This is a genomic window from Akkermansia massiliensis, assembly GCF_018847375.1.
Lineage (GTDB): Bacteria > Verrucomicrobiota > Verrucomicrobiia > Verrucomicrobiales > Akkermansiaceae > Akkermansia > Akkermansia massiliensis.
Genome location: NZ_CP072036.1, coordinates 2,165,194 through 2,182,459 on the forward strand (window position 1 = coordinate 2,165,194; position 17,266 = coordinate 2,182,459).

15 protein-coding genes and 1 pseudogene are annotated in these 17,266 nt (G+C 59.7%); 3 read left to right on the plus strand and 13 right to left on the minus strand.

Features of this window, described 5'->3' with window-relative positions; genetic code table 11:
- Positions 1–17: 17 nt before the first annotated feature.
- The 10 genes and pseudogenes from nuoK to J5W70_RS09095 all read right to left on the minus strand — a co-directional run bounded on the left by nuoK (position 18) and on the right by J5W70_RS09095 (position 10,311).
- Entirely contained in the window at positions 18–335 is a 318-nt protein-coding gene (nuoK, locus tag J5W70_RS09055; protein ID WP_012420642.1) for an NADH-quinone oxidoreductase subunit NuoK, read from the minus strand.
- 27 nt (positions 336–362) lie between these two features.
- On the minus strand, positions 363–1,163 hold the full coding sequence (locus J5W70_RS09060) for an NADH-quinone oxidoreductase subunit J family protein (protein WP_022396666.1): 801 nt from the start codon (positions 1,161–1,163) through the stop codon (positions 363–365).
- Positions 1,164–1,199: 36 nt separating this feature from the next.
- Positions 1,200–1,763 carry a NuoI/complex I 23 kDa subunit family protein gene (locus J5W70_RS09065; protein WP_022396667.1) on the minus strand — a complete coding sequence of 188 codons (564 nt, stop codon included), beginning with the start codon at positions 1,761–1,763 and terminating at the stop codon, positions 1,200–1,202.
- 32 nt (positions 1,764–1,795) lie between these two features.
- Positions 1,796–2,611, minus strand: coding sequence for a complex I subunit 1/NuoH family protein (locus J5W70_RS12815; RefSeq protein WP_257228416.1), 816 nt, complete (start codon positions 2,609–2,611; stop codon positions 1,796–1,798).
- 64 nt (positions 2,612–2,675) lie between these two features.
- Positions 2,676–3,065: pseudogene (locus J5W70_RS12820) on the minus strand (NADH-quinone oxidoreductase subunit H); the annotation flags it as partial.
- A 35-nt stretch (positions 3,066–3,100) separates the two neighbouring features.
- A complete protein-coding gene (locus tag J5W70_RS09075; protein WP_022396669.1) occupies positions 3,101–4,837 on the minus strand; it encodes an NADH-quinone oxidoreductase subunit G in 1,737 nt (578 codons plus the stop codon).
- Between the two features lie 51 nt (positions 4,838–4,888).
- Positions 4,889–6,289, minus strand: a complete 1,401-nt coding sequence (gene nuoF / locus J5W70_RS09080; protein ID WP_022396670.1) for an NADH-quinone oxidoreductase subunit NuoF — start codon at positions 6,287–6,289, stop codon at positions 4,889–4,891.
- 29 nt (positions 6,290–6,318) lie between these two features.
- The gene (locus J5W70_RS09085) at positions 6,319–6,900 is read right to left on the minus strand and encodes an NADH-quinone oxidoreductase subunit NuoE family protein (protein ID WP_022396671.1); all 582 of its coding nucleotides are present in this window, start codon (positions 6,898–6,900) and stop codon (positions 6,319–6,321) included.
- A gap of 49 nt (positions 6,901–6,949) precedes the next feature.
- The gene (gene nuoD / locus J5W70_RS09090; protein ID WP_022396672.1) at positions 6,950–8,194 is read right to left on the minus strand and encodes an NADH dehydrogenase (quinone) subunit D; all 1,245 of its coding nucleotides are present in this window, start codon (positions 8,192–8,194) and stop codon (positions 6,950–6,952) included.
- Positions 8,195–8,871: 677 nt separating this feature from the next.
- Positions 8,872–10,311: a polysaccharide deacetylase family protein gene (locus J5W70_RS09095; protein WP_180975164.1), complete on the minus strand. Its 1,440-nt coding sequence runs from the start codon at positions 10,309–10,311 to the stop codon at positions 8,872–8,874.
- 226 nt (positions 10,312–10,537) lie between these two features.
- Here J5W70_RS09095 and J5W70_RS09100 point away from each other — a divergent pair, with 226 nt between their 5' ends.
- Together J5W70_RS09100 and J5W70_RS09105 are read left to right on the plus strand one after the other, a co-directional pair.
- Positions 10,538–12,151, plus strand: a complete 1,614-nt coding sequence (locus J5W70_RS09100) for a putative Na+/H+ antiporter (RefSeq protein ID WP_022396674.1) — start codon at positions 10,538–10,540, stop codon at positions 12,149–12,151.
- 24 nt (positions 12,152–12,175) lie between these two features.
- Positions 12,176–12,778: a riboflavin synthase gene (locus J5W70_RS09105; RefSeq protein ID WP_022396675.1), complete on the plus strand. Its 603-nt coding sequence runs from the start codon at positions 12,176–12,178 to the stop codon at positions 12,776–12,778.
- A 269-nt stretch (positions 12,779–13,047) separates the two neighbouring features.
- On the opposite strand, the gene J5W70_RS09110 is transcribed toward J5W70_RS09105, so the two are convergent.
- The 3 genes from J5W70_RS09110 to J5W70_RS09120 all read right to left on the minus strand — a co-directional run bounded on the left by J5W70_RS09110 (position 13,048) and on the right by J5W70_RS09120 (position 16,610).
- Entirely contained in the window at positions 13,048–13,908 is an 861-nt protein-coding gene (locus J5W70_RS09110) for a 50S ribosomal protein L11 methyltransferase (RefSeq protein WP_022396676.1), read from the minus strand.
- Between the two features lie 119 nt (positions 13,909–14,027).
- Entirely contained in the window at positions 14,028–15,887 is a 1,860-nt protein-coding gene (locus J5W70_RS09115; RefSeq protein ID WP_022396677.1) for a 4-alpha-glucanotransferase, read from the minus strand.
- A gap of 576 nt (positions 15,888–16,463) precedes the next feature.
- Positions 16,464–16,610 (minus strand): hypothetical protein, encoded by a 147-nt coding sequence (locus tag J5W70_RS09120; protein WP_180972925.1) that lies wholly within the window; start codon positions 16,608–16,610, stop codon positions 16,464–16,466.
- A gap of 32 nt (positions 16,611–16,642) precedes the next feature.
- Here J5W70_RS09120 and J5W70_RS09125 point away from each other — a divergent pair, with 32 nt between their 5' ends.
- Entirely contained in the window at positions 16,643–17,260 is a 618-nt protein-coding gene (locus J5W70_RS09125) for a hypothetical protein (protein WP_022396678.1), read from the plus strand.
- Positions 17,261–17,266: the final 6 nt, after the last annotated feature.

Genomic DNA, 17,266 nt, shown 5'->3' on the forward strand with positions numbered 1-17,266 from the left:
GGAGTGGTATGTTGCTCTTAGTCTTTCAGCGTGTTGAGGTCCTGCGTGCTGGCCGTGCGCCTGGCCCGGTACAGGGAGACGATGAGGGCCAGCCCGATGGCCACTTCCGCCGCGGCGATGGTCAGGATGAAGATGGACAGGGCCTGTCCGTCGTAATTGGGCAGCCCCATGGTGCCCTGGGCGCGTGAAAACGCCACCAGGGACAGGTTGGCCGCGCTGAGCATCATTTCCAGGCACATGAAGATGACGATGATGTCACGCCGGACAATCACCCCCATCAGGCCGATGGCGAACAGGACGCCGGAGAGGATCAGGTAATGCGTAAGAGGTATCATGATGATGGCTGTGGTAAGGGGTTCGGGTTATTTGCCGGAGGGGCGGCGGCTCAGCACGACGACGCCGATGGAGGCTACCAGCAGGGCCAGCCCGGCGATGACCAGGCTCCGGTTGTATTTGTCAAACAGGGTGCGGCCCAGCAGGGCGGTATCCGGGAATTCCCCGTTGTCTATTTCCGCGCGGATGGTGGTGCCTTCCGGATAGAGGTGTGCGGAACATTGGGGGGAGAGGGGAGGGAGGGTGATGGACGGTGCTATGCCGCAGGTGGAATGGAGCAATTGGTCAAGAGATGCCTTGGTGATGGCATAGTCCGATCCTCGTGTGCATCCGCCGGAAGCAACGCAGGGTTTCTGCGCGCATTCCCCGGAAAGGTTGTTGGTTTCCGTTTTCCCGGAGTTGGCGCTGTCCTGGCCGATCTTCAGATCGTTCCATGCCTGTTCCGCGGTGGCCATCGGGCAGCGGTGCGTTTCCTTCGCGCCGGGCAGGGAGTAGATGATGCCGATGAGCTGGCCCAGGAAGAGGCCGGCAATGATGACGCCGATGGCGACGGATACGGGCCGCCGGAAGGGGGAGGTTTCCCGCTTCACGTTCAGAAGCATGATGATGAACGCGAAGAGCACCATGATGGCTCCGGCGTATACCAGAATCTGGAGAATGCCCAGGAAGTGGGCGCCCAGCCCGATCATAATGGCGGCAGTGGCTCCGAAGGAGAGGGCCATCATCATGGCGGAGGAAACGGGGTTGCGCATGAAGACGACCATCAGGGACAGGATCACGGCCAGGGCCCCGAAGACGTAAAAGAGTATGTCACTGGCAAAAATGTTCATAACGTACGGAAATTGGAGTGAATGTTTCGGGGTGATTTATTTGTATTGGTTCCACTTGTTGACCAGTCCCTTGCGGGTGCCGCCCATTTCGTAGAGCTTGGCCTTGTTGTGGATGGCCTGGGCTTTGTCCGTGGGGGTGAACAGGTAGTCCTGGCTCATGAAGATGGCCTGTTCCGGGCAGGCTTCCTCGCACATGCCGCAGTAGATGCAGCGGAGCATGTCGATCTGGAATTCCCTGGGCGCTTTTTCCACCTTGCCCCAGGGGCCTTCCTTGATGGCGCCGGGGGTGATGGTGATGGCGCGGGCAGGGCAGATGAATTCGCAGAGCTGGCAGGACACGCAGCGTTCGCGGCCGTCTTCCCCCTTCACCAGGACGGGAGCCCCGCGGTAGTATTCCGGCAGGTGCTTGTCCCAGCGGAATTCCGGGTACTGCATCGTGACTCCTATGCCGGAGCCGGCCAGTTCCTTCTTGTTGCGGGATTTGCCCAGCAGAGCCAGAACGAGGTGCTTGATGGTGATCCAGAGACCGCCAAGGATGGATTGCAAGTAGAACCGCTCTCCGAGGGAAATCTTCGGGCGCTTGATCGTTTTGAAGGCCATAATAGTGATGTTGTCGGGATGAAGAAGGTTGATTACTTGACGAAGTACAGGATGGCGGCCGTGATGAAGATGTTGATGACGGCCAGTTCAAAGAAGACCATCCAGCCGAGCTTCATCACCTGGTCGTAACGGAAGCGGGGGAGCGTCCAGCGCACCCAGACGAAGAAGAAGACGAAGAAGAGAAGCTTGAGCACGTACGCGATGAGCTGGCAGATGACCGTCACCCAGTTGGCTACGTGTTCGTTGAGCCACCCGTCCAGGCCGAAGCCGATGGACCAGCCGCCCAGGAACAGCGTGATGACCAGGGAGGAGCCCACCACCATGGCGGCGTATTCACCCATGAAGAACTGCGCGAATTTCATGGAGGAGTATTCCGTGTGGTAGCCGCCCACGAGGTCCGTTTCACATTCGGACATGTCAAAGGGCGTGCGGTTGGCTTCCGCGAAGATGGAGGTCAGGAAGATGATGAAGCTGATGGCGATGGGAACCAGGAGAATCCAGCGCTGCCAGCTCAGGCCCTCGCCCCACACGGGAAGCAGCAGCCATCCGTTGGCGGCCTGGTATTCCACGATGTTGGAGAGGTCCAGCGTGCTGTAAATCATCAGCACGGGGATGATGGACAGGCCCATGCTGATTTCGTAGGAGATCATCTGGGCGGAGGAGCGCACGCCGCCCAGGAAGGGGAATTTGGAGTTGGAGGACCAGCCGGCCAGCACCAGGCCGTATACGGAGAGGGAGGAGATGGCGAACATCCACAGGGGCCCTACGCTGAGGTTGGCCACCGCCATGTTTACGTTGCCGTAGGAGGTGTGCAGGTCCCCGGCAAAGGGGACCACGGCCGCCGTCATCAGCGGGGGGGGCCAGCACCAGGATGGGGGCGATCCAGAAGTACACGCGGCGCACGAAGGGAGGCGTGAAGTCCTGCTTCAGGAACAGCTTGCCGCCGTCCACCATGGGCTGCACGAGGCCGAAGATCGGAATGTCGCGGTCCAGGCGGAAGAAGCGGCACAGGTTGGCGATTTTGCCGTCGTGGGGAAGGCCGAAGTAGTCCAGCGTCTTTTTGAACGGCAGGTCGGACTTAGCCCCGAAGCGGCGGAAGATGCTCAGCGGGATGCCGGCGCGGTTGGGCCCCACGCGGTCCTGAATCCAGGCGGCCACCCGGCGTTCAATGTACACGCAGACCGGAATGAACAGGATGGTGATGGCGAAGCAGATGACGATTTTGATCAGCAGGGTGATGACGTAGAACCACACAGGGTTGCTGAGCACTTCGTCGCAAAAGGTTAGAATCGAATCAATCATGGCGGATTAACAGGTTGTGTGCGTGTGAAGTGTGATTAGCGGCCCTGGCTTTTTTCATGTTCCACCACGGGGATGGTGACGCCGGTTTCCAGAATGGGCTGGCCCCCGTCTCCGATGGAGCCCCAGGTGACGCCGTTAAGGGCGTCGTATTCCGTGCTCATGACGGTGAGGACGTCCAGGGCGGAGTTGAAGTCTTTCAGCGCGGGGTTGCCGCCCAGCAGAAGGGTGATGTCCCGGAAAATCTGCCAGTCATCCCGGGCGTAGCCCACGGGCTGGATGGCGCGGTTCAGGCGCTGAATGCGGCCCGTGACGTTGATCATCGTTCCGAATTTTTCAGCATACGTGACGCCCGGCAGAACCAGGTCCGCATGGCGCGCCGTTTCATTCACGCTGTGGGCGGTCATGAACAGGTAGTCCAGCTTTTTCAGGTCTTCCGCCGTGAAGCCGGCTTCCGGGGCGGTGAGGTCTTCCCCCAGCGTGAGGATGCCCTTGATGGAGCCGTTGCGCACGCCGTCGCGGATGGCGGCCAGCCTGGAGCCGGGTTCAATGCCCAGTACCAGTCTGGCCCCGTTCGTGTTCGGGTTGCGGTCCGCGGCGATCAGCATGCCGTCGCTTTCTCCCATGCGGGGGACGATGTCCACCATGTCCGTGCCGATTTGCGCGGCCAGGTGGCGGACCATGTAAAGTTCTTCGTTGGTCATGCGCCCGGAGGCGATGATGGCGAGCTGGTGCGGGGCGACGCGCTTGACGGCTTCCGTGACGGAGGCCAGGGCGGGTTCCCAGGTGGACGGGCGGTGGGGCGCTCCCGCGTCCGTGCGTATGACGGGCTGGGGAATGCGCGTTTCCGCGTTGATGTATTTGTAATTCAGGCGGTGGGAGTCCGGCATCCAGCAGGAGTTCACGGCGTCGTTCGGGCGCGGGGTGATGCGGTACACCTTGTCTTCACGCGTCCAGAGGATGATGTTGGTGCCCGTGCCGCAGTCCACGTCAATGGTCTTGGTTTCCTTCAGGAACCAGACGCGCATCTTGAAGCGGAAGTCCTTGGAGGTGAGGGCGCCTACCGGGCAGAGGTCCACGGTGTTCAGGGAGTAGTTGCTGTCCAGCTCACGGCCCGGATAGACCGTGATGGCGTTGAAGGTGCCGCGCTGGGCCATCGTGAGAACTTCGTCATGCATGATGTCGCGCATGAAGCGCACGCAGCGGCCGCAGAGCACGCAGCGCTCCTGGTCCAGGTTCACGCGCGGGCCGATGCTCAGGTTCTTGCCCTTCTTGGTCTTCTTTTCCTCATAGCGGCCTTCCACCTGGCCGTAGTCGTTGGAGTATTCCTGGAGCTTGCATTCCCCGGCCTGGTCGCAGATGGGACAGTCCAGCGGGTGGCTGGTAAGCAGGAATTCCATCACGCCGCGGCGCGCCTCGCTGGCGAGGGGGCTGTCCGTACGGATGCCCATGTTTTCCGCCACCGTGTTCGCGCAGGAGATGATGGGGCGCGGCATCCACTGGATGCGCTGGTAGCCGTTTTCATCATAGGAGGGAGTCTGGCCCGGAGCCAGCCTGGGCGGCATCCCCTGTTCCACCATGCACATGCGGCAGGAGCCGACGACGGCCAGCTTGGGGTGGTAGCAGAAGCACGGGATGGGAACGCCTACGGAACGGCAGGCGTCTGCAATCCGCGTGCCGCGCGGGAACCGGTGCCACGTTCCGTTGATCTGGACGTTCACCTTGCCTTCCTCGGCGGCAATGTCTTTGGGGAGTTTGGAAGCTTCTTCACTCATGATGACGGATGGGAGGGAAATGGTATTGAAAAGTGGTGTTGCGTTCTGCTGTTAGCGGGTGAGGAAACGGGTTTGTTCCCGGCCTTCCCTGGTATGGGGCAGGCAGGCGTTGAAGGGATCCGTCAGGGCCACGAATTCCTCCTTGAACTTGGAGACCATGGCCTGGGTGGGCCATGAGGCGGCTTCACCGAAGGCGCAGACCGTTTTCCCTTCAATCTGGTTGGCCACTTCAATCAGCAGGTCCACGTCGGACGGGGCGGCCTTGCCTTCCAGAATGCGGGTGCTGAGCTTCATCATCCACGGGCAGCCTTCTCGGCAGGGGGTGCACTGGCCGCAGGATTCATGCGCGTAAAAGCGGTTGATGTTGTTCATGGCCCAGGGCATGGAGCGGGAGTCGTCCATGACGATGACCGCGCCGGAGCCGGACATGGAGCCGTGCTGGGAGATGCTGTCCAGGTCCAGCGGAATGTCGAAGAAGGAGATTTTGCCCATGGTGCCGTCCGGGTTCTGCACCTTGTATTCCACGTCCGTGCGCATGACCTTGGAGGAGGAGCCGCCGGGAATGACGGCCTTGAACTCGCGGCCGTCCCGCGGGCCTCCGCAGACGTCATACAGCAGTTCGCCGAAGGTCATGGAGCCGGAAACGATTTCATAGAACCCCGGGCGTTTCACGTCGCCGGAAACGCCGATGATGCGGGTGCCGGGGGAGCGCCGGGCACCTTCCTGGCTGTAGGCTTCTCCGCCCATGGCGATGACGTGCTTCACCTGGCAGAGGGACTCCACGTTGTTCACGATGGTGGGGCAGCCGTACAGGCCGATGGCGGCCGGGAAGAAGGGAGGCTTGATGCGCGGGTAGGGGCGCTGGCCTTCCAGGGAGTTGAGCAGGGCCGTTTCCTCACCGCAGATGTAGGCGCCCGCGCCGCGGTGCACGTGGATTTCCAGATCGTAGCCGGAACCCTGGATGTTGCTGCCCAGGAAGCCGCGTTCGCGCGCTTCCTGAAGGGCCTTGAGCATGACTTCCGCGGCAATGGGGAATTCCTCCCGCATGTAGATGTAAGCCAGGTGCGCGCCTACCGCGTAGCTGGAGATGACCATCCCTTCAATGAGCTGGTGGGGGTCCTGGTGGACGATGTAGCGGTCCTTGAAGGTACCGGGTTCGGATTCGTCGCAGTTGCAGACCAGATAAACGGGCTTCGTGTTGTTCGGCGGAATGAAGGTCCACTTCACGCCGGTGGGGAAACCCGCGCCGCCGCGGCCGCGCAGTCCGGATTTTTTCACCTCGTCAATGACGGCCTTCGGCTCCATGCCGAGCGCCTTTTTCAGTTCCTCATAGCCGCCGTCGGCCAGATAGCAGTCAATGGAAGTGTTCCATCCTTCGCGGTTGACGTTTTTCAGGATGCGGCGCGTTTCCCTGGGGTGGGGTTCTTTACCGGGAAGATAGGTGATGCTCATGGCGAAAATCTGGTGCGGGGTGGAAAGGGTTAGGCGTTCTGGTGCTTGGCGATCACTTCCTCCAGCAGTTCCGGAGTGACTTTTTCATACAGAAGGTCGTTGACCATCATGTTGGGGCCGAATCCGCAGTTGGCCAGGCATTCCACTCCCTCCACGCTCCACAGGCCGTCCGGGCTGACGCCGATGGGGTGGTGATGGTCAATGCCGCTCTTGTCAATGCCCAGGCGCGCGCAGATGGCGTCAAAGAGGCTGTCCGCTCCCGCCATGGCGCAGGAGAGGGTGCGGCACACGCGGATGTGGGTCTTGCCGGGGCACATCTGGCGCAGGCCGGGATAGAAGGTGACCACGCCCAGCACGTGGGCGGCGGAGATGTTCAGTTTTTCACCCACCCAGGTGATGGCGTCTGCGCTGATGAAGCCGAATTTTTTCTGGATTTCATGCAGGATGGGAAGCACGGCGGATTTCTGCTTGCCTTCCGGATAATGCGTGACGTATTCGCTGGCGGCGGCGTCAAGCTCCGGCGTTACTTCAAAGGCCGGGTAAAACCGTTCGCCCGGGCTGGGCTGGTGGGCGATAGTCGCGTCGATGGCGTTTTCAGCGTAATCGGACATGGGGAGGAAATTTGGTGTTTGAGTTGGAAAGGAAAAGGGAAGCGTGTGTTTAGCGGTCGCATTCGCCCATCACGAAGTCGAAGGAGCCGAGAATGGCCGGAACGTCGGAAACCAGGTGGCCTTTCAGCAGTTCCGGCAGGATGGAAAGATTGCAGAAGGAGGGGGAGCGCATGCGCAGGCGGTTGGGAAGTCCGCCCCCCTTGGAGTCCAGGAAGAAGCCCAGCTCGCCCTTCGGGTTTTCCGCGGCAAAGTAAACCTGCCCGGCGGGGGCGTTCACGCCCATGGTGGTGGCCATGAACTGGCGGATCAGGGATTCCATGTCCGTCATGACCTTTTTCTTTTCAGGCAGCGTGCCCTTGGTGTCCACCATGTTGATGGGGCCGTCCGGCATGGTTTCAATGACCTGGCGGATGATGCGCAGGGACTGGCGCATTTCCTCAATGCGCACGGTAAAGCGGTCGTAGCAGTCGCCGTGTTCACCCACGGGAACGTCGAACTCGTAATTCTCATAACCCAGGTAGGGGTTGGTTTTGCGCAGGTCGCGCTTGACGCCGCTGGCGCGCAGGTTGGCTCCGGTAATGGCCCAGGAGAGCGCCTTTTCACGGCTGATGACGCCCACGCCCTGAAGGCGGTCGATGAAGATTTTGTTCTTGAGCAGCAGGGCTTCCGTTTCATCCAGGGTCTTGGCGGCTTCATCACAGAAGACGAGCACTTCCTTCAGCATTTCATTGGGGACGTCGCGCGTCTGTCCGCCGATGCGGGTGTAGGAGGAGGTGAAGCGCGCTCCGGTGAGCTGTTCGTAAAAGTTATGGATTTTTTCGCGTTCCTCATAACAGTACAGGAACACGGTCATGGCGCCTACGTCCATGCCGTACACGCCGACGCCCAGGATATGGGAGGAAAAACGGGAAAGCTCCAGGGCCAGCACGCGCAGGGCCTGCCCGCGGGGCGGCAGCTCCCAGCCCAGCAGTTTTTCCACCGCGCAGGCATAGGCGATGTTGTTGGAAAGAGGGGCCAGGTAGTCAAAGCGGTCGGTGTAGGGGACGAACTGGTTGTACTGGATGGTCTCCCCGATCTTTTCCATGCCGCGGTGCAGGTGGCCCACCACCGGATCGCAGCTAATGATCTCTTCACCATCGAGTTCCAGCACCAGCCGCAGCACGCCGTGGGTGGCGGGGTGGGAGGGGCCCACGTTCAGGGTCATCGTTTCTCCGAGCGGTTCGGAAGTATTGGTGAGATAGTCTGCGTTAGCGGCTGTATCTGCAATGGCGAAAGTTTTAGTGCTCGTCTTCATGTGGATGTCCGTGCCTGGCTGAACCTGATAATGGTGCCAAATGATTATGCCACTTCACACCATGCGGGCAAGCCAAATGTCAGTTTTTTTGGCATTCCGGGGGAGCTTTCCGTGTTGATGCGGAAGTCTCCTCAACTTATGAATGTTAGGCTATTCTAACATTGAGCCCCCGTGTGGGAGAGGAGGAATGGGAGGAGGAATGCATTTGGAATCCCATGCCGTCTGCAACGGCAGGAAAAACATGAACCGGGGATATTTTTTTCTGTCCGGAGGACTCTATGTCCGGGAAGAGAGGGCGGCGGATTTTCCGGCATAAAACTTTTCCGCAGGAGAACGGAGAGGGTGTTAATGATTTTCTCCATTTTCTCACGTTTTGCAAAAGATGCGGCTTCTGGCCGCATATGCTCTCAGCTGCCGCAAGAGCTTGCAGCGCTCCCTTCAATTTGCTGGAAAGAGCCCTGGTTTCTCAGGGGTTTTGAGACTTGCGGGTTTTTAGGAGCTTTTTCCGCCACATTGCGGAGGGAGAGTGCCATCTCTTTTTCCGTTCGGAGTTTTTACAAGGGGCCGGAGCCCCTTGTTCCCAGGAAGGAGTTTATGGCGGAAAACACGGGTATGAAGTTTCCGGTTGCCCGTTTACCCGCGCTCCGGAGGGACGATGGCTGCGACAGCAGCCGGAATTATTTGACTACATTCTGGGGAATGAAGTGCATTTCCTGCTCCGCGATGCCGAATTGCCAGGTGGCTGTCTGCCACAGGTTGGCGGCAAGGTTTTTCCAGCGCACCTGGACGGTTACGGGGCTGAGGCGCAGGGGGCGGGAAGGCGTCCATTTCAGGATTTTTTCCTTGGGGTCATACTGGGCATTCACCAGGCCGAAGCCGGAAACGCGCATTTCCACCTGTTTGGGATCGAAGGCTGGTTCACGGGCCAGGGAAATGGAGATGTCCGGGTTCTGGTTTTTCACCACGGTATTGGCCGCCGGGTAGACAGGCTGGGCCGGGGCCGGATAGGAATTCAGGCTGTTCCCGCTGCTGCTATTGTTGCCGGGAGTGGCCGACGGCGTTTCCGGAGCCGTGGGCACGTTGAAATTCAGGGCTCTGGTGAATGTCTTGGGATCCTTGCCAAAAACCATGTAGCGGTGAACCCGCCAGCGGTCCGTGTCCTTGGTTACTTTCTTGGGAATCACCGTGAAGGCCGCCTGGAATCCGGCTTCCTCCGCCTTGGTGATCATGTCCGGCAGGACGAATCCGCCCGGGTAGCAGTAGGCTTCCACGGCGGAACCGGGGAATTTTTCCTGAAGGATTTTCCGGGAATTGCTTATTTCCGCCGTAGCCAGGTCCAGAACCGCCTGGGTTCCCTTCCGCTGGGCGGCGCGCCATGATCTGGGGTACAGGTGGCTGACGGAGTGGCTGCCCAGCGTGGCGCCGTTATCCAGCATTTCCTGGATTTGGTCATGGCTCATGGCGGAGCCGCGGCCCGTGATGAATTTGGTATAGGGGAAAACGGTGAACGGGAATCCCGTTTCCTTCAGGATGGGGTAGGCATCCGTGTAAACGCTCTTCCAGCCGTCGTCAATGGTGATCATCACGCATTTGGCGGGGAGCTGCCTGCTTCCCAGTTTCCATTCCAGGAATTCCTTCATGGAAATGACGGGCACGCCGCTGGCCTTCAGGGCCTGCATCTGGGCGCGGAACACGTCCGTATTCATGCGCATTTCCGTGGCGGGAAGGGTACGGCTGAAATCATGATAGCCCAGGATGGCAACGCGGGTTTCATGCTGGGGAACCGGAACGGGGGAAAAGGCCGTGGGAGGAATGACCGGGACCGGGCCTGCGGGCTGCACCGGGGCATGCAGGTTCGTTTCCCCGGGAATAGGCTCCGCATTCGGGATGGGCTCCGCCTGGGGGATGGAGGAAACCGTTTCTCCGGGAATGGGTTCCGCCATGGGAATGTTTTCATTCCTGCGGTTGGCTTCAATCAGTTCCCTGACGGGGACAACGCCGGCGGCAGGGTTCCCCTTGATAGTGCCGCCGATGACCGGTCCGGGCGCGAGGGGAAGGGGAGTGGCGGGCGGCAGGTCGGGCGGAAGCTCCGCGCACGCGACACCGGCTGCAATCAAGAAAATGGAAAGGAGGCCTGGGGCGGAGCGCATACCTGCAACTACTATTTTTAAGTTTCCTGTTCAACCTTAAACTCAGGCAGGCATGACAGCCTTTTCCCTGCCGTGCGCGCTCCTTTTCAGGTCCGTGCGGGCTTTTCCCGCCTGAACGCGTTCCCGTTAAAAAGCATACAGACTCATTTTCAGCTCGCGGAAGAAAGGGGAGGTGTTTAGTCTGTCCGCAGACATGAGCTGTATTTGTCATTTCTTCAAAGTTCTGGCGCGCCGTGCGGGTCTGCTCACTACCGTGGCTGCCGCCGCCTTTTTCCTGGGGGCTCCTGCCGGTGAAGCTTCGGCTCGCGCGGCGGAACCTGCCTATCCCGCTACGGAAGTGGGGGGGGAATCACAGTACAGCCATTTTCCCATTCCCCTGAACCAGTACAAGCCCGCGCCGCCGGATGCCAGCCTGTCCCAGGTGCTCACGGAGCGCAACAAGCAGTCCGGCGGGTTCAACCTGGCCGTGACGCTCGTGTTCCTGGGGGCTATTATCCATACGTTCCTGGCCGGGCGGTTTGAACGCTATTCCCACAAGCTGGCCCTGCGCTACAAGGAAAAGCTCAAGGAAACCAACTTCCGCGTGATGCACCCGGAGGAGCGTCTTCCGGTCTCCTTCGCGTCCGCCATCTTCCATTTCCTGGGGGAAGTGGAAGCCGTGTTCGGCATCTGGATCATCCCCTTCATGTTCGTGTGCTGGAAGTATTATTCCTTTGAGGACTTCTCGGCCTACTTGAATTACGACTGCTCCTTCACGGAGCCCATGTTCGTGATGATTATCATGATCATCGCCTCTTCCCGCCCCATCTTCAAGCTGGCGGAATCCGTAGTCAACTACGGCGCCAAACTTGGAAAATCTTCGCCCGGGGCCTGGTGGATTTCCGTGATGACCCTTGCCCCCCTGCTCGGCTCCCTGATTACGGAACCTGCCGCCATGACGATCGGCGCCCTGATCCTGAGCAAGAAGTTTTACGACCTCAAGCCGAAGAAGACCCTGATGTATGCAACGCTGGGGCTGCTTTTTGTGAATATTTCCATCGGGGGCACCCTGACGCATTTTGCCGCCCCCCCCGTGGTGATGGTGGCGGAAAAGTGGGACTGGGGTCTTGCGCACATGATCCAGCACTTCGGCTGGAAGGCCGTTTCAGCCATCATCATTTCCAACCTGGCCTACTTTTTCCTCTTCCGCAAGGAATTCGCCCGCCTGGCCGCCCAGCAACGCGAGTTCAACGAGTTTGACGACGCCGTTCCCCAGTCCTGGGAAGACCGCAATGACAAGATACCGGCGTGGGTGACGCTGGCGCACGTCTGCTTTCTGACCTGGACGGTTCTCTTCGCCCATGAGCCGGTCATGTTCATCGGCAGCTTCCTCTTCTTCATTGGCTTTACGGTGGCTACCCCGCAGTACCAGAACCAGATGTCCCTGCGCGTTCCCATGATGGTGGGCTTCTTCCTGGCGGGCCTGGTCATTCTGGGCGGCGTCCAGGCCTGGTGGCTGGAACCGGTGCTGACGCGGCTGGGGGACTACGCCATGATCGGGGCCACGCTGCTGACAGCGTTCAACGACAATGCCGCCGTCACCTTCCTGGCGTCCACGGTTCCCAACCTGCCGGAAGCCGTCAAGTATTCCGTGGTGGCCGGCGCCGTGACGGGCGGCGGCCTGACGGTAATCGCCAACGCCCCCAACCCGGCGGGGCAGGCCATTCTGGGCAAGTACTTCAAGGGCATCAATCCCCTGTGGCTGTTTGCCTGGGCGGCTTTTCCCACCGCCATCGTGTTCATCTTCTTCACCTGCTTCGGCCATTAAGGGCCGGAACCGGAGCTTACTCTTATGTTTACCGGACTCGTTGAAACAACAGGAACCGTGGAAGGGTTTACGCCCATCAACGGCGGAGCCAGACTGACGCTGATTATTCCATTCGGCCATGAACTTTCCCTGGGGGATTCCGTCGCCGTCAACGGCTGCTGCCTGACGGTGGACGCCCTGGACGGTGAGCGCGTCTCCTTTGACCTGCTTTCCCAGACCCTCCGCGTCACCAGCCTGGGAAACCTCCAGCCGGGGGGGCTGGTGAACCTGGAACGCGCCATGTCCGCCATGGACCGCTTCGGCGGCCACTTCGTGATGGGGCATGTGGACAATACCGGAACTATTACGGCCCTGGAGCCCGTGGGGCAGGACCACCGCCTGGAAGTGCGCATTCCGGATGAACTGGCCCGCTACTGCATTGATAAGGGCTCCATCACCATTGACGGCATTTCCTTGACGATTGCGAATTTGAACGGCTCCCTGCTTGAATTCTGGATCACGCCCCATACCTTCGGACGTACGAACCTGCAGCGCGCCGTTTCCGGCCAGCCGGCGAATCTGGAAGTGGATATGCTGGCCAAGTATGTGGAAAAGCTGTTTACTGCCCGTGAAAACGCGGCGGGGTGAGGCTTTCCGGAGAGTGAGGCAAAGTGTGAAACCCGCGGGGCGCATTGATGCTTGTGCAGGGCGGACGGTGCATTCCGCTGGCTTGTGAAGGTACTTCCTGCCGGGAACAGGGCTTTCCGGCCCTGAAAAAACCTTGTTCAAGGAGTACGCGCTGGATGACGGGAGGGTATCCGTGATGAAGAACACCAGGGCCGGGAGGCCCTGGTTCCCAGTTGGATGTTGATTGGCATGCCGGGGCAAGTGTTATTCCATGCCCCGTGAAGGAATGCTTACTTCACCATGCCGCCCTTGGCTGTGACCCATTTGCCGCGTTTGATGACCCGGTCAAAGGAAAGTCCGTTGCGTTCGGCCGCGGATTTCGTTTCTTCCCATTGGGAGGCCAGAATCCCGGAAATGACCAGCACGGCATCCTTCTTCATGGCGGCGATGATGTGCGGGAAGGCTTTTTGAAGGATGGTGGAAAACAGGTTGGCGACGACCAGATCCCCCTTCTGCCGGGCTGCGGGCGTCCATTCAAAGACGTCCCCGACGAATAAATCAAGCTCTTCGCCGGTGACGTCATTGCGTTCCATGTTGTGCCGTGCCACTTCAATGGCCATGGGGTCAAAGTCGAAGGCCGTGGCGTGTTCCGCTCCCAGCTTCAGCGCCGCAATGGCCAGCACGGCGGTTCCGCAGCCGATGTCCGTCATGCTCCAGGCGGTTCCCCTGCGGGATTTGGCAGCGTCACAGATGAAGCGCAGGCAGGTGGACGTAGTGGCATGGTCTCCGGTCCCGAAGGCCATTTCCGCAGGAACGCTCAGGATATGGCGCGCGGGGAATTGCTTCCGCAGGGCGGCCAGCTTCTCCGGAGAACTCTGCTCCGTAATGACCAGGGCATCCCTTATTTTAAGCGGAGCGCGTTCTTCCCGGCTCTGCGCCGCCACCCAGTCCCGGGTTTTGATTTCCCGGACGGTCCCCCCAAAATATTCCTTCAAGGTCAGGGCGTCTTCCTCATGGTCGCAGTAGACGGTGATTCTGATGGTCTTGCCTCCCTTGATGATGGTGATGGAGGCATTGGGATTTCCGGCAATGCGTTCACTCCACGCGTCTTCCCATTTGGCGGGGGACAGTTTGTTCCAGCTCCAGGTCATGCGGGGAGTATGGTTGCTTTTCCGGCAGGAGGCAAGGACGGATGCAATGGAAAGAACAGTTGAAGGAAAGGCCATGAAGCGGGGCAGGGGCTTGCGGCGCTCCGGAAACTGGCCGGAACTTACAGGGATTTCCCGTTGGGCCACATCAGCATCCGTTTCAGGAAGCGTTCGTTGTTGACGGTGACCTTCGGGAAGATGCGCCTTCTGGCTGACTTGAGGGCCCTGATGGCGTCTTCTCCCTGCAGCGGCGTGCGGTCGGAACCGCTGATGACGGTGCGTAGCCACGCGGTCTGGGGCATGTTATGGGCTTCCACGGCTTTAAAGGGCATGCGTTCCCTCCAGTTGGTGCCTCCCGTGGTGCCGGGGATGTTCAGGCGCTTGTTGACGTCAAAGAGGGCAGGCCAGAGAATGGCCGCGTAACGGGAGTTGGAACGGAACAGGGCATTGTACATGGCCGTCTTGATTTCCAGGTTCCAGTAGGAGAGCCAAGTGTCCGGCTGCATCCCGGCGAAGTCCGCAAACCATTTCAGCAGGCGCGCTCCGTCCTCCGCCTGGCGCACGATGTTTTCCTGTTCCGGGTTGGACGGCGTTTTGGGAGAGACTCCCTCCCACAGACCCAGCTTGCGGGCACGCTCGATTTTGGCGTAGCTGTCGTTCCAGGTCTGCATGATGGTTTCAAAATCATGCGTTCCGAATGCCGCGAAGGAGCATTCGTGATATTCCTTTCCGGGGATGATGTTGCCGTCCGGTTTGATTTCCCAATGGGGAATCTTGAAGCCGGGAATGTCCAATTGGCGCATGTTCGGGCGCACGTATTCCGGCACGCAGCCCAGGTCTTCCCCCACCACGCTGACGCCGGGGGCGGCAGAGATCAGGAGGCGAAGGTACAGGTCTCCGTCCGTCAGGTTCAGGTTGCGGTCCACGGCGTTGTCATCCCCGCGGGGCTTGAAGCCGGGCAGCCTGCCGCCCGTTCTCTGGGCCGCCTGCTCCAGCGTGAGCGGCAGGAAGACCTCGTTTTCCGTAGGCTTCCACGGGAAGGAGTAAATGCGGTAAAAGCCCAGGATATGGTCAATCCTGTACATGCTGAAAATCTTGGTGCAGTATTTTACCCGGCGCCGCCACCAGGCGAAGTTGTCCTGGGCCATGACTTCCCATTTGTACAGGGGAATGCCCCAGTTTTGCCCCCATTTGCCCGTGAAGGGGTCTTCCGCGTAGTTGCCTTCCGCAGGAGCGCCTCCGCACCAGTCCGTATCAAACAGGTAGCGTTCAAAAAAGACGTCCGCACTGCACAGGGAAACGCCGATGGGGATGTCCCCCATCAGTTTCACGTTGCGTTCGTCCGCATAAATCCGGATGAATTCCCATTGCTTTTCACAGAGCCACTGGAGCCAGCGGGCAAAGTCCTTTTCTTCCTCGTAATCGGCGGCGATGGTTTTGGCCCGGGCCGGGTCCTGCTCCGGCCAGTGCCACCAGATTTCCGTGCCGAACAGGTCGCAGAGAACCTGGAAGCAGACAAAGTCTTCCAGCCAGCTTCCCTGCTCCTTCACCCATTCCCTGAACTTGGGCATGATGCCCTCATATTCCGGCTTGGTTTTAAAGTTGTTCCATGCGCCCCGCAGAATCCACATTTTCCAGAACCTGACCTTGGGGTAGTCCACCAGGTTCGGGCCGGAGGGTTGTTCCCACGGCAGCGTGTCCCCGGTTTCATTGAATACGCGTTCTTCCAGGCCGGGAATGGTCCATGGTTCCAGGGAAAGGTACAGGGGCTCCAGAGCCACGGAGCTGATGGCGGAATAGGGGGAAGGGTTTTCGTCCCGGCCCAGGGCGTTGACGGGCAGCAATTGGAGAAATCCCACATGGGCATCCGCCGCCCAGTCAATCCACTGGCGCAGAGCCGTCAGATCCCCGATGCCGTGGTCGTTGTTGCGGCGCAGGGAGAACAATGGCAGAACTACGCCGGCTAATCTCTTCTCATCCATAACAGAACAAATGCTTGAACGGTTCCCCCGGATGGAACTGTGCCAAACGTGGGAACCGCAGGTGGCAGAATAGCATTGCCGGGAGGAATGCGGCAAGCCTAATACGTTGCCTTTGCGCCATGATTTGAGGTTTCCCCGGGAAGAGAGCGGGGAAGGGAATCCGTAAGGACGGCCTGTTTTTCCCCGCCTGCGGAACCGCTTACTTTTCCCGGCCCCGGCTGCCTGCCGGGAGCGTGTTTCAGGGATGGAATGGGTTCCGCCGCGGGGAACAGCATGATGGCCGGGGTTCCCTGTTTGTTGATGGAAAGTCCCGGTCTCTGCTTTTTTCCGTCTTCCTTCCATGAAGTGAAGGGGCCCGGCAGGAGCCGGGCATGATTTCTTCCGCCCTGCGGATTTTGTATTTGCAGAGCGGCGTGGAGAAGTAATCGAAGCAGGCGCCGGACCCGCGGCAGGGCAAGGGAGGGGGCGCCGTCCGAGTCATCAGGGGGCGCATCAGAGTGTTGCCCTGGGTTTCTTTTGCCTTCATCATGCAGCATGACGAAACAACCAGGAAAAGCGCCGGGAAAAATCCCTTGATCATTTGGAAGTGAGGTTGATATGCCGCAAGCCTGTACGGAAGTTTTCTTGACTGTCCAGCACGAAGGAACGCTTATTGGCGGGAAAGCCGGGATTTTTCTTGTTGAAACGGCATCCTGCATCAACAGGCGCAAATTCTGCTTCCATCCGCAATCTGTGGCAGTTAAGATGCCCGGCAAATGAAATTGGCACTTCTCCCTTCCGCTCTGCTGGTGCTGCTGGCTTCCTGTGGTCCGAACAAGCATTTGAATGCCTGGGACCGCCAGAGTTCAGCGCTGGATCCCGTAGGCATCACTTCCAAGAAAATGGCGGCCAAGAACAAGGCGGACCAGGCATTTTACAAGCCGGGGGAATCCGTTACGTTCAAGAAGGAAAAAATGATGGTGTTCGAGCAGAATCCGGAGAATAATTTTTCCACGAGCGGAACCGTCAGGGGCGGCGTGAAAACCGGGAAGGTGCTGGTTTGCGGTGATTTGTTCGCCAAGGTTGAGTTTGAGGACGGCAGCCAGGGTTACGTGAGCCTGTCGGAAATCGTCAATCCACAGGAAATGATGGGCTTTTATCCCGTCACCGCTCCCGACATGGTCGGTCCGGACGGAGCCCTGCTTCCGTTGCCCGCGAACATGGGCGCCGTCAGTCCGGAAGCCGCTGCGGCTTCCCGCGAACTGGATTTGTCCCGGATGGATACTTCCCTGGTCCCCGTTCCGGATTCCGCTTCTCCGTCACCTTCGGGAGCCGCACCGCAGGAAGCCCCTCCGGCCAGCGCGCCTCTCCCGGAATCAAGCGTGAAACAATAAGCGCCT

What these genes read in the sequence shown, in the direction of transcription:
- J5W70_RS12815 (WP_257228416.1), bottom strand. Translation starts at nt 2,611, where the DNA reads ATGACGGCGGCCGTGGTCCCCTTTGCCGGGGACCTGCACACCTCCTAC.
- J5W70_RS09105 (WP_022396675.1), top strand. Translation starts at nt 12,176, where the DNA reads ATGTTTACCGGACTCGTTGAAACAACAGGAACCGTGGAAGGGTTTACG.
- J5W70_RS09115 (WP_022396677.1), bottom strand. Translation starts at nt 15,887, where the DNA reads ATGGATGAGAAGAGATTAGCCGGCGTAGTTCTGCCATTGTTCTCCCTG.
- J5W70_RS09125 (WP_022396678.1), top strand. Translation starts at nt 16,643, where the DNA reads ATGAAATTGGCACTTCTCCCTTCCGCTCTGCTGGTGCTGCTGGCTTCC.
- J5W70_RS09085 (WP_022396671.1), bottom strand. Translation starts at nt 6,900, where the DNA reads ATGTCCGATTACGCTGAAAACGCCATCGACGCGACTATCGCCCACCAG.
- J5W70_RS09075 (WP_022396669.1), bottom strand. Translation starts at nt 4,837, where the DNA reads ATGAGTGAAGAAGCTTCCAAACTCCCCAAAGACATTGCCGCCGAGGAA.
- J5W70_RS09120 (WP_180972925.1), bottom strand. Translation starts at nt 16,610, where the DNA reads ATGGAAGCAGAATTTGCGCCTGTTGATGCAGGATGCCGTTTCAACAAG.
- nuoK (WP_012420642.1), bottom strand. Translation starts at nt 335, where the DNA reads ATGATACCTCTTACGCATTACCTGATCCTCTCCGGCGTCCTGTTCGCC.
- J5W70_RS09100 (WP_022396674.1), top strand. Translation starts at nt 10,538, where the DNA reads ATGAGCTGTATTTGTCATTTCTTCAAAGTTCTGGCGCGCCGTGCGGGT.
- nuoF (WP_022396670.1), bottom strand. Translation starts at nt 6,289, where the DNA reads ATGAGCATCACCTATCTTCCCGGTAAAGAACCCCACCCCAGGGAAACG.
- J5W70_RS09060 (WP_022396666.1), bottom strand. Translation starts at nt 1,163, where the DNA reads ATGAACATTTTTGCCAGTGACATACTCTTTTACGTCTTCGGGGCCCTG.
- J5W70_RS09110 (WP_022396676.1), bottom strand. Translation starts at nt 13,908, where the DNA reads ATGACCTGGAGCTGGAACAAACTGTCCCCCGCCAAATGGGAAGACGCG.
- nuoD (WP_022396672.1), bottom strand. Translation starts at nt 8,194, where the DNA reads ATGAAGACGAGCACTAAAACTTTCGCCATTGCAGATACAGCCGCTAAC.
- J5W70_RS09065 (WP_022396667.1), bottom strand. Translation starts at nt 1,763, where the DNA reads ATGGCCTTCAAAACGATCAAGCGCCCGAAGATTTCCCTCGGAGAGCGG.